Below are 14267 nucleotides of genomic sequence, written 5' to 3'. Positions count from 1 at the left end.
GCAAACCCTAAGACCTCAGACGGATCGGGATAGTCCGGTGAAACCCGGCGATCGACATCGGCGACACTCCTGATTGATTTATTGAGGCGCTTTCCGCACTTGGCCACTTCCGTCACCATCACCCAGATCGCCGAGGCGGCCGGCGTCAGCACCGCCACCGTCGACCGCGTGCTGAACAGCCGCCCCGGCGTCAACCCGGTCACCGTGCAGCGCGTGCGCGACGCGATGAAGGAACTGGGCGGCGCCGTGCCGATGCGCGGCCGGCCGCGCTCGACCGAGAGCTATCGCTTCGCCTTCGTGCTGCCTTCGACCCGGCGCGGCTTCTTCGACCTGGTGGATCGCGTGATCGCGCAGGCGGCAGGCGACTTCCGCCACCAGCACATCACCGAAGTCACGCGCCGCCTGCCGGCCCACGATGCGGCGGCCTTCGCCGAGGAGCTCGCGCGCCTCTCGGACATGGACGGCGTGGCCCTGCTGGCGCCCGACACGCCGGCGGTGAAACTGGCCGTCAACGAACTGGTGCGCGCCGGCGTGCACGTGGTCACCCTGTTCTCCGACGTCGCGGGCTCGATGCGCGAGACCTTCATCGGCGCCGACAACCGCGCCGCCGGCCGCACCGCGGGCCTGCTGCTCGGGCGCGAGGCGCCGGCCGGCCAGGGTCACTGCGCGCTGCTGTCGCCGGCCACGCGCTATGCGGCGGAGATCGATCGCGGCATCGGCTTCGCGCAGGTGCTGGAAGAGCGCTTCGCGGGCGCGCGGCTGCTGCGCGTGGACGACATGCCGGAATCGGAAGACGAGGCCTACCGCCGTGCGCGCGAGGCGCTGGCCCCCCAGGCCACGGGCGGGCGCCTGACCGCGGTCTACAACGTCGGCCCCGGCAGCCACGGCGTGCACCGCGCGCTGGCCGAGCACGGCTACGACGCCTCGCTCGGCGTGATCGCGCACGACCTGCTCGACATGCACCGCGCGATGCTGATCTCGGGCGCGTTGAGCTTCGTGCTGCACCAGGACGTGCATTACGTGGTGACCACCGCGGCGCGCGTGCTGCGCGCGCTGTGCGAAGGCGTGCGCGGCGCGCTGGCGGTCAGCAACCCGCGCGTCGACATCCTCACTGCGGAGAACCTCGCATGACAGCCGCACCCGATCGCCCCACGATGCCCTCTTCATGTTCGCCCCGCGAGGACACGCGATGAAGAAATTCATCAACTACGTCGACGACGCGGTCGTCGAAAGCCTGTCGGGCCTCGCGTCGGCGCACGAGGCGCTGCTGGCCGTCGAGTTCGACCCGACCTTCGTGTGCCGGCGCGTGCCCAAGAAGGACGCGGTGGCCGTGGTGTCCGGCGGCGGCTCGGGGCACGAGCCGCTGCACACCGGCTACGTGGGCCGCGGCATGCTGGACGCGGCCTGCCCGGGGCAGGTCTTCACCTCGCCCACGCCCGACCAGTGGATGGCCGCGGCGCACCGCGTGAACGCCGGCCGCGGCGTGCTCTTCATCGTCAAGAACTACGCCGGCGACCGCCTCAACTTCCAGATGGCGAGCGACATGCTGGTCGATCTCGACCACCTGATGGTGGTGGTCGACGACGACGTCGCGATCGACCATTCGACCCACGGGAGCGGCCGCCGCGGCGTGGCCGGCACCGTGATCGTCGAGAAGATCGTCGGCGCCGCGGCCGAGGCCGGCGCCGACCTGTTCGACTGCAAGGCGCTGGGCGACCGCATCAACAGCTGCACCGCCTCGATGGGCGTGGCCTTCAACAGCTGCATCGTGCCGGCCTCGGGCGTGGCGACCTTCGAGATCGGCGAGCAGGAGATGGAGCTCGGCGTCGGTATCCACGGCGAACCCGGGCGCCAGCGCCTGCCCTTCGCGCCGGCGGTCGAGATCGTCGACCTCTTGCTCGACCCGATCCTCAAGGATCTTTCGCTCGCGCGTGGCCGCGAGGTGCTGCTGCACGTCAACGGCCTGGGCGGCACGCCGCTGATGGAGCTCTACCTGCTGCAGCACCATGCGCGCCGGCGGCTCGCCGCCGAAGGGCTGACGGTGGCGCGCACGCTGGTGGGCAACCACACGACCTCGCTCGAGATGGCGGGCGCCTCGCTCACCGTGACCGCGCTCGACGACGAGGCCAAGCGGTTGTGGGACGCACCTGTGCATACGCCGACACTGCACTGGTAGCGCTATCGCGCCGCTAGAATCCGGCCCATGAACCCCGAGGCCACCCCGGCGCGCCGCACCCGTCGCGGCAGCGGTGCCGTCACGCTGCACGACGTCGCCAAGCTCGCCGGCGTGGCGCCCATCACCGCGTCGCGCGCGCTCAACACGCCGGCGCAGGTGTCGGCCGAGGTGCTGAAGAAAGTCACCGACGCGGTGGCCCGCACGGGCTATGTGCGCAACGGCCTGGCCGGTGGCTTGGCATCGACGCGCAGCCGGCTGGTGGCCGCGGTGGTGCCGACCATCGCCGGGCCGGTGTTCCTGCAGACCGTGCAGGCGCTGACCGAGGCGCTCGCCGAGAGCGGGTACCAGCTCATGCTGGGCCAGAGCGGCTATGCCGAATCGCGCGAGGATGCGTTGCTCGAGGCCATCATCGGCCGCCGGCCGGATGGCATCGTGCTCACCGGCATCATGCATTCGGCCGAGGGACGCAAGCGCCTGCTGGCCGCGGGCATTCCGGTGGTCGAGACCTGGGACCTCACGCCCACGCCGCTGGACATGCTGGTCGGCTTCTCGCACGTCGAGGTGGGGCGCGCGGTGGTCGACTTTCTACGCAACAAGGGGCGCAGCCGGCTCGCGGTGGTGGCCGGCGACGACGAACGCTCGCGGCGGCGTCACCAGGCTTTCCAGGATGCGGCGCGCGCCGCCGGCCTGCGCGAGGTGCGCCTGATCTACGTGCCGGCGCCCACCACGATGAAGAGCGGCCGCCGCGCGCTGGCCGAACTGCTCGCGGTCGCGCCGGGCATCGACGCCGTGTTCTGCAGCTCCGACCTGCTCGCGCTCGGCGTGATGACCGAGGCGCAGGCGCGCGGCATCGCGGTGCCGGCGCAGCTGGCGGTGGTCGGCTTCGGCGACCTCGAGTTCGCGGCCGACCTGAATCCGGCGCTGAGCACGGTGCGCATCGACAGCAAGGCCATCGGCCGGCAAGCCGCGCGCTTCATCGTGGACCGCGCGGAAGGCCGCCAGGTCGACCCCCGTGTAATCGACATCGGCTTCTCGATCGTCGACCGCGACAGCGCCTGATCCGTACAAACCCCTAGATTTGGCTGCTTGACGCCGCATTTGGTAGCGCTATCATTTAAACCATCGAATGGTAGCGCTACCCAAGCCATCGACCTCTTTCAATTTCAAGAAGACAAACCCATGAAGAAGCTACTCAGCGCCCTCGCCATCGGCCTGGCCGCCAGTGCAGCCGCCTACGCCCAGGCCACTTCGACAAGCTCAGGACAGGATTGGCCCCAGAAGCCCGTGACGCTGGTCGTTCCCTTCCCGCCCGGTGGCTCCACCGACATGGTGGCGCGCGCCATCGGCCCCAAGCTCACGGAGAAGCTCGGCCAGCCCTTCCTGGTCGACAACAAGGCCGGCGCCACCGGCACCATCGGCGCGACGCTGGTCAAGCGCGCGGCACCCGACGGCTACACCTTCCTCGTCACCTCGCTCGGCCCGCTGGTGATCGCACCCCACCTCATCAAGGGCATGCAGTACGACGCGCTGAAGGACTTCGACCTGATCACGGTGGCCGTGCAGGCGCCCAACGTGCTGGTGGTGCCTGCGAGCTCGCCGCACAAGACAGTGGCCGACGTGATCGCGCACGAGAAGAAGAACCCCGGCAAGATGAGCTTCGCCTCCTCGGGCAACGGCTCCAGCGACCACCTCACGGCCGAGCTGTTCTGGCAGCAGACCGGCACCACCGGCCTGCACGTGCCCTACAAGGGCGGCGCGCCGGCCATGACCGACCTGCTCGGCGGCCAGGTCGATGCCTCGTTCCAAAACGTCAACGCGGTGGTGCCGCACATCAAGTCCGGCAAGCTCAAGGCGCTCGCGGTCACCGGCGACAAGCGTTCCCCGGTGCTGCCCGAGGTGCCGACGATGAGCGAAGCCGGCGTGAAGAACGTCGAGGTCTATTCCTGGCAGGCCGTCGTCGCGCCCAAGGGCCTGCCGCCGGCACTGCGCACCAAGGCCAGCGAGTCGGTGGTGGCCGCGCTCAACGACCCGGCCATCAAGCAGCAGTTCACTTCCATCGGCCTCGAGGTGGTCGGCAACACGCCGGCACAGTTCGCGACTTTCCAGCAACAGGAGTTCGCCCGCTGGAAGAAAGTGATCGAGACCGGCAAGATCAGCATCGATTGAGAAAACCCATGTCCCTCAACGCCACCCCCCTGATCACCGACCTGCGCGTGATCCCCGTCGCCGGCCGCGACAGCATGCTCTTGAACCTGAGCGGCGCCCACGGCCCCTTCTTCACCCGCAATTTGCTGATCCTGACCGACAACGCCGGCCGAACCGGCGTCGGCGAGGTGCCCGGCGGCGAGAAGATCCGCCAGACGCTCGAAGATGCACGGCCGCTGGTCGTCGGCCAGCCGATCGGCGCGCACCAGCGCGTGCTGCAGCACATGGGCAAGCAGTTCGCCGATCGCGATGCCGGCGGCCGCGGCCTGCAGACCTTCGACCTGCGCACCACGATCCACGCGGTGACCGCGGTCGAATCGGCGCTACTCGACCTGCTGGGCCAGCACCTGGACGTGCCGGTCGCCGCGCTGCTCGGCGAAGGCCAGCAGCGCGAGGCGGTCGAGATGCTGGGCTACCTGTTCTACGTCGGCGACCGCGACAAGAGCGATCTGCCCTATGCGCGCGAAGCCGATGCCGGCAACGACTGGTTCCGCCTGCGCCACGAGAAGGCGATGACGCCCGAGGCCATCGTGCGCCTGGCCGAAGCGGCGCGCGAGCGCTACGGCTTCAACGACTTCAAGCTCAAGGGCGGCGTGCTGCGCGGCGAGGAAGAAATCGAGGCCGTGACTGCGCTGCACGAGCGCTTTCCGCAGGCGCGCGTCACGCTGGACCCCAACGGCGGCTGGCTGCTGAAGGACGCGATCCGGCTCATGCGCGACATGCGCGGCGTGGTCGCCTATGCCGAAGACCCCTGCGGCGCCGAAGAAGGTTTCTCCGGCCGCGAGGTGATGGCCGAGTTCCGGCGCGCCACCGGCCTGCCGACCGCCACCAACATGATCGCCACCGACTGGCGCCAGATGAGCCATGCGCTCGCGCTGCAGTCGGTTGACATCCCACTGGCCGATCCGCATTTCTGGACCATGGCCGGCTCGGTGCGCGTGGCGCAGACCTGCCGCGACTGGGGCCTCACCTGGGGTTCGCATTCGAACAACCATTTCGACGTCTCGCTCGCCATGTTCACGCACGTCGGCGCCGCCGCGCCCGGCCGCGTGACCGCGATCGACACGCACTGGATCTGGCAGGACGGCCAGCGCCTCACCAAGGAGCCGCTGCAGATCCAGGGCGGCCTGGTGCAGGTGCCGAAGAAGCCGGGCCTGGGCATCGAGCTCGACATGGCCGAGGTCGAGAAGGCGCATCAGCTCTACCAGCAGCACGGGCTGGGTTCGCGCGACGACGCGGTGGCGATGCAAGCCCTCATCCCCGGCTGGAAATTCGACCCCAAGCGGCCGGCCTTCGACCGCTGAACCCACCATCCATCAAGGACGCCCCATGAGAGAAAACCGCCTGCGCACGCTGTGGAAATCCGGTGGGGCTGCCGTCAACGGCTGGCTCGCGATTCCGAACAGCTTCTCGGCCGAAACCATGGCCCACCAGGGCTGGGACTCGCTGACCATCGACCTGCAGCACGGCGTGGTCGACTACCAGGCCATGCTCCCCATGCTGCAGGCGATCTCGACCACCAACACGGTGCCCGTGGTGCGCGTGCCGTGGCTGGAGCCGGGCATCCTCATGAAGACGCTGGACGCCGGCGCCTACGGCGTGATCTGCCCGATGGTCAACACGCGCGAGGACGCGCAGCGGCTGGTGGCCTACACACACTACGCGCCGCGCGGCACGCGCAGCTTCGGCCCGGTGCGCGCGCTGCTCTATGGCGGCGCCGACTATCCGCAGCATGCCAACGACACCATCGTGACCTTCGCGATGATCGAGACGGCACAGGCGCTCGACAACCTGGACGACATCCTCTCGGTCGAAGGCCTGGACGCGGTCTACATCGGCCCCTCGGACCTCTCGCTCGCGCTCGGCTGCCGGCCCGTCTTCGACGACGTGGACCCGCCGGTCGCGCAGGCCATCGACCACATCCTCGAACGCGCCAAGGCGCACGGCCTGGTCGCGGGCATCCACAACGGCCGGCCCGACGTGGCGCTCGCGCGCATTGCCAAGGGCTTCCAGTTCGTCACCGTGAGCTCGGACGCACGGCTCATGGCCGCGGGCGCCCAGCAGATGCTCGCAGCGATGCGGGCCACGCCGGCGCCTGCGGCTTCTTCTTCCTCCACCTACTGAACCAAGGAAATCGAAATGAAAGTCGGATTCATCGGCCTCGGCATCATGGGCGCGCCGATGGCGCAGAACCTCCTGGCCGCCGGCCACGAGATGTTCGTGCGCACGCGCAGCAAGGTGCCCGAGGCGCTGGCCAAGGCCACGCAGTGCAAAACCAACGCCGACGTCGCGCGCGCAGCCGATGTCATCGTGCTCATGCTGCCGGACACGCCCGATGTCGAGTCGGTGCTGTTCGGCAAGGACGGCGTCGCGGACGGCCTGAGCGCCGGCAAGATCGTGATGGACATGAGCAGCATCTCGCCCATCGAGACCAAGGCCTTCGCCAGCAAGATCAACGCACTCGGCTGCGAGTACCTCGACGCGCCGGTCTCCGGCGGCGAAGTCGGCGCCAAGGCCGCCAGCCTGACCATCATGTGCGGCGGCTCGCAAGCCACCTTCGACAAGGTGAAGCCGCTGCTCGAAGCCATGGGCAAGAACATCACGCTGGTGGGCGGCAATGGCGACGGCCAGACCACCAAGGTGGCCAACCAGATCATCGTCGCGCTCAACATCGCCGCAGTCGGCGAGGCGCTGCTGTTCGCGAGCAAGGCCGGCGCCGATCCGGCCAAGGTGCGGCAGGCGCTGATGGGCGGCTTCGCGGCCAGCCGCATTCTCGAAGTGCATGGCGAACGCATGATCAAGCGCACCTTCAACCCGGGCTTCCGCATCGCGCTGCACCAGAAGGACCTGAGCCTCGCGCTCGCCGGCGCCAAGTCGATGGGCGTCGCGCTGCCGCAGACGGCTTCGGCCGCGCAGCTGATGCAGTCCTGCGCCGCCCACGGCTGGGACCAGCTCGACCACTCGGCGCTGGTCAAGGCCCTGGAGCAGATGGCGGCGCACGAGGTGGCGCCGGCCGCCGGCTGAGGGTGGCGCCGCGCCCAGCGCAGGGCGCGGCTTGCATGCGGCCGAGGCGGGCTTCGTTAAAAAGTAAGTAAAAAGATTAGATTGGGGACTTGTTACGTTGTGTCAGGATAGGCACAATGTATTACATGGAACGTCAAAACCTCTCCCAACCGCGGTGGTCCCCCGAGGGACTGCTCAGTCTCTTGCGCGCCAGCCTGCCGCCTGCGGGACCCGGGGCGACCCCACTCCCTCCGCCCCCGGCGCGCCTCGACAGCCGTCAGTTGACCGAGGTGGCCAGCCAGTGGCGCAGGCGTTCGGAGTCGGGCGACGAAGGGGCAGAATCCGTGGCGGCTGCACTGGACTACATCGCCACGCGCCGCGCGCGGGAAAAAGGCGCGCGGATCCAGGCGATGGGGAAGCGTCTTTCGCAACTGATGCAACTGAGTTGAGGCGCGCCATGAAGACCCAGACCGAAGCCATTCACGAAGGCTACGAAGTCGATCTGTCCGGACCCGGCCGGCCGTTGGGAGCGCGAGGCAGATACCCCGACTACGAAATGATTCCCTTGCTGACCGACATGGAAGCGGAACTGCTCAACACGCTGAGCCTGGTGCGCAAGATGCTCGCCGAAGGCCCGCCCAGCAGGGACGCGCAGCAGGGCGTGGTGCTCGCGATCGACGGCCTGCTTTCCGTCGCGCGCGCCTGAAGGCGCTCAGCGCCGCGCGGCCGCCGGCTGCACGCGCTCCTGCGCCGTGACCGTGCGTGTCACGAGCCGCCCTTCCCGCAGCAGCGACACCTGGACCGGCCGCCCGATGCGCTCCGCATTGAGCAATCGCAAAAGATCGTCCGCACCGGCGATCGTCACGCTTTCCAGCGCGACGAGGATGTCGCCCACCCTCAGCCCTGCCAGGTCCGCGGGGCCGCCGGCCTGCACTTCGCCGATGCGCACCGCGTTGGCGCCCGCATGAATGGCCAGGGCCACGCGCCGCGCCAGCGGCACCGTCTGCGCCGCGATGCCGAGATGCGCGCGCCGAACCCGGCCATGGGCGATGAATTCGCCGATCACGAAGCGGGCCGTGTTGCTGGAGACGGCGAAGGCGAGCCCCTGCGCGCCGGCGATCATGGCGGTGTTGATGCCGACCACCTGGCCCGACGCAGCCACCAGCGCGCCGCCGGAGTTGCCAGGGTTCAGCGCCGCGTCGGTCTGGATGACATCGTCGATCAGGTGCCCGCTTTGCGAGCGCAGCGAGCGGCCCAGCGCCGAGACGATGCCGGCCGTGACGGTGGATTCGAAGCCCAGCGGATTGCCGATGCCCACCACCAGGTGGCCGCGCTTCAGCACCTTCGAATCGCCCAGCGTCGCAGTCGCGGCGCCGCGCGGGAGTTCGACGCGCAGCAGCGCCAGGTCGGTGGCCGGATCGTCGCCGAGCACCTCGGCCTCCCGGTCGCCGCCTTCCGGGAGCCCGACACGCACGCGCCGCGCCGCTGCCACCACATGGCTGTTGGTGAGCACCAGCCCGTCGCCGGCGATGACCACGCCGGATCCGAGGCCGCCGCCGCGCCGGCCGGGCGCTGCGCTTTGCACCCGCACGACGGCCGGTCCGGCGCTGTCGGCCACTGCGGCGACCGCGCGCGAGTAGGCGTCGATCAGGGCGTCCTGGGCCGGCTCGGGGCCGGTGCCTTCCGTGTTGAGCATGGCTTCAGATGACTTCATTGTGTGAAGCCACAAGGGCTGAAGCCACTGCCCGGATGGGCAGGTACCCGCTCGCAGCGTCGATCACCCCAGCCGCCCCTCCTCCCGCAGCCGCGCGCCGATGCGTCGGATCTCGGCCTCGCCCTGATCGAGCGCCGCCTTGCTCGTGTGCACCGAGTAGTAGCCCATCACCATTTCGTGCGGATGCTTCACGGCCGAGCCCAGAACGAAGGCCGTGTCGCCGTGGGCCACGAAGTCGATGGCGTCTTCGGATTCCTCGAACACCGCGAGCTCGCCGGTAACGACCGGCCCACCCGCATCGAGCCCGCCCGCATTGACCGCGACCCAGCCCACCGTGTGGCCGGCGGGCGGCGTGTAGCGCCAGCGCTCGCCGTCTTTCAGGCGCACGGCCAGATAGTTCATCGACGCCGGCGCCGGAATGGCGCTTTGCGCCTTGCCGTAGCGCCCGAGGAGCACGCGCACCGGGCCCTCTTGCGGCACCTGCGAGGGCGCGAGGTAGAGGCTCTGAGCCGGTGCGTTCTCTTCCGAAGCGGGCAACGCCACCCAGAGCTGGAAGCCCAGGACCGGCGAGTTGCCGACCGGCGCGCCGGTGTGCCACACGCCGTTGCCGGCGCGCATCCACTCCACGCCGCCAGCGGGCAGCACACCCTTCTTGCCGGTCGTGTCTTCATAGCCCACTTCGCCTTCGATCATGAAGGTCAGCGTCGCGATGCCCGAGTGCGGGTGCATGCCGAAGCCCTTGTGGTCGGGCTCGGGCTGCAAGCCGAAGAGGTCGAGAAAGACGAAAGGCTTGAGAAACTCGCCGAGGTCGCCCGGACTCACGAGCCGCGTGATCGGCCCGTGCGTGCTGCCGCTTGTGCGGTAGACGATGGCACGGGCTTCGGTGGCAACGTCGGTCGTCATACCGCTTCCCTCGCCGACTTCAGCGCCTTCGCCCACCAGGCCATGTCGTCTAGCAACCCGTTGGCGGCCTGCGCCAGGTGCGGAAAGTCTTCGAAGCTCTTGCCCTGCTGCCAGATGCCGAGGAACTCCACCATGCCGATGTGAACGGCATTGCGCACCGGCGCCATCTGAAGCTCGGTAGCCACCAGCCGAAGCTGCTCGACGGCACGTGCCGCGCCCACGCCGCCATAGCCCACGAAGCCGATCGGCTTGCGGATGAATTCCTTGTACGCGTAGTCGAAGGCGTTCTTCAGCACCGCGCTCGGGCCGTGGTTGTACTCGGGCGTGACCACGATCAGGCCGTCGGTTGTCGCGAGCTTGTCGGCCCAGCGCCGCGCGGCCTCGTTCTTCACCGGCGCCCAGGCCGGCGACATCGGCTCGTTGAAGAAAGGCAGCGGGTGATCGCGCAGGTCGATCAGCTCGAAGGCGAGGTCGGTGCGCTGCCTGGCGATCTCGCGGATCCAGTGCGCGGGCTTTTCGCCGAAGCGGCCTTCGCGAGTCGAGCCGATGACGATGCCGATGCGGGGTTGTTGCTGTTGGGCCATGGGTACCTCTGACAAATTGATGAGGGGAAATGAAAGGGTCAGCCCGCCGCCAAGAGCGAGACGGGCCGCAGCCGCCAGGCCACGAAGGCGGCGAGCGCACCGAGCACCACGGCCGGCGCGGGATTGCCGCCGATCAGCACCACGTGCGTCGCCACCGCACCGACCATGGTTGCGGCGAGCAGCAGGCCGCCGAAGAAGCCGGTTGCAGGTACGAGCAGCAGCACGGCGCCCACGACTTCGACCGCGCCCGTCAGGTAACGAAACCACTGGCCGAAGCCGATGGCATCGAACACCTGGACCATCTGCGGCACGCCGGCCAGCTTGGAGAGGCCAGCCGCGCCGAAAGCCAGCGCCAGAAGAATGCGAACGCCCCAGACGATGCGGCGCTGCGTGGGGGAAACCGGAAAAAGAGCCATGGAAAGAGGTGTCCTTGCGTGTGCGTTGAGGCGTGGGAGCCCGATGCGCAGAAGATTAGGGTCGCACCCATTGATCGACTAGACGGCACAATCGGATTGCACTCGTCCACAGATAGAAGGAATCGCCTCGTGTTCGACCTGAACGACATCGCCATGTTTGTGCAGGTGGTGCGCTGCGGCAGCTTTGCCGAGGCGGCGCGGCGGCTGGGCGTGCCGCCCAACACCGTGAGCCGGCGCATCCAGCAGCTCGAAGCCCGGCTCGGCACGCGGCTGATGCAACGCTCCACCCGCAAGCTCACGCTCACCAGCGCCGGCCAGGCCTTCCACGAGCGCTGCGCAGGTGCGGTCGACGGGCTGGTCGAAGCCGGCCAGGCGTTGTTGACGGGCAGCCAGGAACCCAGTGGCCTGGTGCGCGTGGCGGCGACAGCCGATTTCTTCGACTTCTTCCCGATGGAGTGGGTGGCCGACTTTCTGGCCGCGCATCCGCTGGTGCGGCTCGACTTCGTGCTCAGTGATGCCAAGGCCGATCTGATTGCCGAGCAGATCGACGTCGCGTTTCGCGGCGGCCCGCTGCGCGACTCGGGCTATGTCGGCCGCCGGCTCCTCGGCGCCCGCAGCGGCGGCATGGTGGCCAGCCCCGCCTACATCGCCGCGCGCGGCGCGCCCGCCACGCTGCAAGACCTGGCGAACCACGACTGCGTGAGCTCCGCCCACCCCAGCGGCCGCACCACCTGGCGCCTGGCCGGCCCCGATGGGGTGGAGGAGGAAGTGCAGGTCGCCGGCCGCTTCAGCGGCAACACGGCCCAGGCGCTGCGCAAAGCCACCCTGGCCGGCCTCGGCATCGCGCTGCTGCCGCCCGCCATGGCCAGGCTCGACATTCAGGCCGGCCTGCTCGTGCCGGTGCTGCCGCAATACCAGCGCACCAGCCAAGGCCTGAGCGTGCTCTACCCGAGCCGGCGGCACCTGCCGCTGGCGGTGTCGGCGTTCATCGGGTTGGTGTTGGAGAAGCTGAGTGCGGTAGAGACGTTGCCGGAGGTGCTCCGGTCCTAGGCCGGCACACCGTCCACGTTCGCCCGGTCCCAGTGCCGGTGCTTCGCGATCGCCGCGATGAAGTCCTGCGCGATCTGCGTGGCGGCGCTGGTGTCGCCCAGGTTGGTGGTCGGCGTCGCGGCCACCACCACGCCGGCCGGCGCCTTGCCCGGATCGGCGCCGACGCCCAGCGTCGCGAGCAGCTTCACGCCCTCGCCCACCGTGCAGATGGCCTTGCAGTGCTTGTAGGCCTCGAGCACGAAATGCAGCGCATCGCCGTTGCGCGCCAGCGCCTCGGCGCCCTGCGCGCCGGCCGGCACGAGCACGGCGTCGAACATCACCGAAGGCATGTTGGCGAAGGTGGCATCGACACCGAGCTGGCGCCTGGATGCGCTCGCGACGGTGCCGAGCCGCGGACCGACCACCTTGCACTGCGCGCCCGCCTGTTCGAGGGCTTCGCGGATCGGCTTCAGCGAGGCCGAGTCGATGCCGTCCATCACCAGGACCGCCACCTTGCGTGTCTTGATCGAGCCATCGCCGGTGTCGGCCATGCTGAGCGCACGCGATTCCTCGATCGGCAGCGTCATGCGGTGTTCGCGATAACCGGCCCGGCCCGCGGCCGCCTTGGCATCGGGGGCGTCGATGCCCAGCGGCTCGGCCACGCGGCGCGCGAGCTTCTCGTCGACGTGCGCGAGGTTGTCCACCATGCGCTGGCGTATCGCCGGCGCCTCGACCTTCGAAAGCTCGAAGCGAAAGGCCGCGATGATGTGCTCCTTCTCGGCCGCGCTCTGGCTGTTGAAGAACAGCCGCGCCTGCGTGAAGTGGTCGTCGAAGGAGGGGCTGCGGCGCCGCAGCTTGGGCGGGTCGATTTCCTCGGGAAAGGACTGGAAGCCGCCGCTAGCGCCGTCGATGCGAAATTCCTTGCCGTCGAGGAGCGAGTGCGGTTCGTAAGCCACCTGGCCGCGCGCGATGGTCTGGCGGTGCATGCCGTCGCGCTGGAAGTTGTGGAAGGGGCAGACGCTCCTGTTGATCGGCAGCTCGTGGAAGTTGGCGCCGCCCAGGCGCGAGATCTGCGTGTCGGTGTAGGAAAACAGGCGGCCCTGCAGCAGCGGATCGTTCGTGAAATCGATGCCCGGCACCACGTGGCCCGGATGGAAGGCCACCTGCTCGGTCTCGGCGAAGAAATTGTCGGGGTTGCGGTTGAGCACCAGGCGGCCGATGCGCTGCACCGGCACCATCTCCTCGGGCACGATCTTGGTCGGGTCGAGCAGATCGAAACCGAAGGCATGCTCCTTGTCCTGCGGAATCAGCTGCACGCCCAGCTCCCACTCGGGGAAATCGCCGCGCTCGATGGCCTCCCACAGGTCGCGCCGGTGGAAGTCGGCATCCTTGCCGGCGATCTTCTGCGCCTCGTCCCAGGCCAGCCCGTGGATGCCGAGCTTGGGCTTCCAGTGGAACTTGACGAAATGGCTCTCGCCGCGCGCATTGATGAAGCGAAAGGTGTGGACGCCGAAGCCTTCCATCATGCGCAGGCTGCGCGGGATCGCGCGATCCGACATGATCCACATCAGCATGTGGGTGGTCTCGGGCATCAGCGAGGCGAAGTCCCAGAAAGTGTCGTGGGCGCTCGCGGCCTGCGGCATCTCGTGGTGGGGTTCGGGCTTGACGGCGTGGATCAGGTCGGGGAACTTGATCGCATCCTGGATGAAGAACACCGGGATGTTGTTGCCCACCAGGTCGTAGTTGCCCTCGCGCGTGTAGAACTTGACCGCGAAGCCCCGCACGTCGCGCACCGTGTCGGCCGAGCCGCGCGAACCCGCCACGGTCGAGAAGCGCACGAAAATGGGCGTGCGGACCGCCGGGTCCTGCAGAAAATCGGCAGAGGTGAACTGCGACATCGACTTGTAGACCTCGAAGTAGCCGTGCGCCGCCTCGCCGCGTGCATGCACCACGCGCTCGGGAATGCGCTCGTGGTCGAAGTGCGTGATCTTCTCGCGCAGGATGAAGTCTTCGAGCAGCGTCGGCCCGCGCGCGCCCGCCTTCAGCGAGTTGTGGTTGTCCGGGATCTGCAGGCCCTGATTGGTGCTGAGCTGCGGGGTGTTGTCGCTCGTGAAGGCGGCCAGTTGTTCCTGCTTGGCATTGCTGCCGTCCCCCGGCTTGGGGCGACGGGCGGCGGCCGCCTTGTTCTGTGGCGTCATCGAGATTCCTTCGTTCTCTTGGAATGCGGCGCCTCGAAG

At 68.8% G+C, this 14267-nt stretch carries 15 protein-coding genes; 10 read left to right on the top strand and 5 right to left on the bottom strand.

Features of this window, described 5'->3' with window-relative positions:
* Positions 1 to 99 precede the first annotated feature (99 nt).
* The 9 genes from BLS74_RS17045 (at position 100) to BLS74_RS17005 (ending at position 8090) form a co-directional block, all read left to right on the top strand.
* Positions 100 to 1131, top strand: coding sequence for a LacI family DNA-binding transcriptional regulator (locus BLS74_RS17045; protein WP_139191705.1), 1032 nt, complete (start codon positions 100 to 102; stop codon positions 1129 to 1131).
* Between the two features lie 58 nt (positions 1132 to 1189).
* Positions 1190 to 2176, top strand: a complete 987-nt coding sequence (dhaK, locus tag BLS74_RS17040; RefSeq protein WP_093108324.1) for a dihydroxyacetone kinase subunit DhaK — start codon at positions 1190 to 1192, stop codon at positions 2174 to 2176.
* Positions 2177 to 2203: 27 nt separating this feature from the next.
* A complete protein-coding gene (locus BLS74_RS17035) occupies positions 2204 to 3235 on the top strand; it encodes a LacI family DNA-binding transcriptional regulator (RefSeq protein WP_093108323.1) in 1032 nt (343 codons plus the stop codon).
* A 120-nt stretch (positions 3236 to 3355) separates the two neighbouring features.
* Entirely contained in the window at positions 3356 to 4342 is a 987-nt protein-coding gene (locus BLS74_RS17030) for a Bug family tripartite tricarboxylate transporter substrate binding protein (protein ID WP_093108322.1), read from the top strand.
* A gap of 8 nt (positions 4343 to 4350) precedes the next feature.
* Positions 4351 to 5685 (top strand): glucarate dehydratase, encoded by a 1335-nt coding sequence (gene gudD / locus BLS74_RS17025; RefSeq protein WP_093108321.1) that lies wholly within the window; start codon positions 4351 to 4353, stop codon positions 5683 to 5685.
* A gap of 25 nt (positions 5686 to 5710) precedes the next feature.
* Positions 5711 to 6505 (top strand): HpcH/HpaI aldolase family protein, encoded by a 795-nt coding sequence (locus BLS74_RS17020; protein ID WP_093108320.1) that lies wholly within the window; start codon positions 5711 to 5713, stop codon positions 6503 to 6505.
* Positions 6506 to 6520: 15 nt separating this feature from the next.
* On the top strand, positions 6521 to 7405 hold the full coding sequence (locus BLS74_RS17015; protein WP_093108319.1) for a 2-hydroxy-3-oxopropionate reductase: 885 nt from the start codon (positions 6521 to 6523) through the stop codon (positions 7403 to 7405).
* Between the two features lie 260 nt (positions 7406 to 7665).
* Positions 7666 to 7833, top strand: coding sequence for a hypothetical protein (locus tag BLS74_RS34410; protein ID WP_170855625.1), 168 nt, complete (start codon positions 7666 to 7668; stop codon positions 7831 to 7833).
* Positions 7834 to 7841: 8 nt separating this feature from the next.
* Positions 7842 to 8090: a hypothetical protein gene (locus BLS74_RS17005; RefSeq protein WP_093108317.1), complete on the top strand. Its 249-nt coding sequence runs from the start codon at positions 7842 to 7844 to the stop codon at positions 8088 to 8090.
* A 6-nt stretch (positions 8091 to 8096) separates the two neighbouring features.
* Here the strand turns inward: BLS74_RS17005 and BLS74_RS17000 are convergent, their stop codons facing one another.
* The 4 genes from BLS74_RS17000 to BLS74_RS16985 form a co-directional block, all read right to left on the bottom strand.
* The gene (locus BLS74_RS17000; RefSeq protein ID WP_093108316.1) at positions 8097 to 9080 is read right to left on the bottom strand and encodes a S1C family serine protease; all 984 of its coding nucleotides are present in this window, start codon (positions 9078 to 9080) and stop codon (positions 8097 to 8099) included.
* 81 nt (positions 9081 to 9161) lie between these two features.
* Positions 9162 to 10001, bottom strand: coding sequence for a pirin family protein (locus BLS74_RS16995; RefSeq protein WP_093108315.1), 840 nt, complete (start codon positions 9999 to 10001; stop codon positions 9162 to 9164).
* Positions 9998 to 10585, bottom strand: coding sequence for an NADPH-dependent FMN reductase (locus BLS74_RS16990; protein WP_093108314.1), 588 nt, complete (start codon positions 10583 to 10585; stop codon positions 9998 to 10000). Before BLS74_RS16990 ends, BLS74_RS16995 begins: the two co-directional genes overlap by 4 nt.
* Before the next feature lie 38 nt (positions 10586 to 10623).
* Positions 10624 to 11001 carry a DoxX family protein gene (locus BLS74_RS16985; RefSeq protein WP_093108313.1) on the bottom strand — a complete coding sequence of 126 codons (378 nt, stop codon included), beginning with the start codon at positions 10999 to 11001 and terminating at the stop codon, positions 10624 to 10626.
* Positions 11002 to 11130: 129 nt separating this feature from the next.
* Between BLS74_RS16985 and BLS74_RS16980 the strand changes: the two genes are divergently transcribed.
* Complete coding sequence (locus tag BLS74_RS16980) at positions 11131 to 12051, top strand: LysR family transcriptional regulator (RefSeq protein ID WP_093108312.1); 921 nt, start codon at positions 11131 to 11133, stop codon at positions 12049 to 12051.
* Here the strand turns inward: BLS74_RS16980 and katE are convergent.
* Positions 12048 to 14228 carry a catalase HPII gene (gene katE / locus BLS74_RS16975; RefSeq protein WP_093108311.1) on the bottom strand — a complete coding sequence of 727 codons (2181 nt, stop codon included), beginning with the start codon at positions 14226 to 14228 and terminating at the stop codon, positions 12048 to 12050. The genes BLS74_RS16980 and katE overlap by 4 nt on opposite strands.
* Positions 14229 to 14267: the final 39 nt, after the last annotated feature.

Source organism: Variovorax sp. CF079, from assembly GCF_900101545.1.
GTDB lineage: Bacteria > Pseudomonadota > Gammaproteobacteria > Burkholderiales > Burkholderiaceae_C > Variovorax.
The sequence above is the reverse complement of the archived record's forward strand: the minus strand, read 5'-3'. Positions and strand labels throughout refer to the sequence as shown.

Coding starts and splice junctions, on each gene's coding strand:
- dhaK (WP_093108324.1), top strand. CDS start 1,190: ATGAAGAAATTCATCAACTACGTCGACGACGCGGTCGTCGAAAGCCTG.
- BLS74_RS17035 (WP_093108323.1), top strand. CDS start 2,204: ATGAACCCCGAGGCCACCCCGGCGCGCCGCACCCGTCGCGGCAGCGGT.
- BLS74_RS17030 (WP_093108322.1), top strand. CDS start 3,356: ATGAAGAAGCTACTCAGCGCCCTCGCCATCGGCCTGGCCGCCAGTGCA.
- gudD (WP_093108321.1), top strand. CDS start 4,351: ATGTCCCTCAACGCCACCCCCCTGATCACCGACCTGCGCGTGATCCCC.
- BLS74_RS17020 (WP_093108320.1), top strand. CDS start 5,711: ATGAGAGAAAACCGCCTGCGCACGCTGTGGAAATCCGGTGGGGCTGCC.
- BLS74_RS17015 (WP_093108319.1), top strand. CDS start 6,521: ATGAAAGTCGGATTCATCGGCCTCGGCATCATGGGCGCGCCGATGGCG.
- BLS74_RS17005 (WP_093108317.1), top strand. CDS start 7,842: ATGAAGACCCAGACCGAAGCCATTCACGAAGGCTACGAAGTCGATCTG.
- BLS74_RS17000 (WP_093108316.1), bottom strand. CDS start 9,080: ATGCTCAACACGGAAGGCACCGGCCCCGAGCCGGCCCAGGACGCCCTG.
- BLS74_RS16995 (WP_093108315.1), bottom strand. CDS start 10,001: ATGACGACCGACGTTGCCACCGAAGCCCGTGCCATCGTCTACCGCACA.
- BLS74_RS16990 (WP_093108314.1), bottom strand. CDS start 10,585: ATGGCCCAACAGCAACAACCCCGCATCGGCATCGTCATCGGCTCGACT.
- BLS74_RS16985 (WP_093108313.1), bottom strand. CDS start 11,001: ATGGCTCTTTTTCCGGTTTCCCCCACGCAGCGCCGCATCGTCTGGGGC.
- katE (WP_093108311.1), bottom strand. CDS start 14,228: ATGACGCCACAGAACAAGGCGGCCGCCGCCCGTCGCCCCAAGCCGGGG.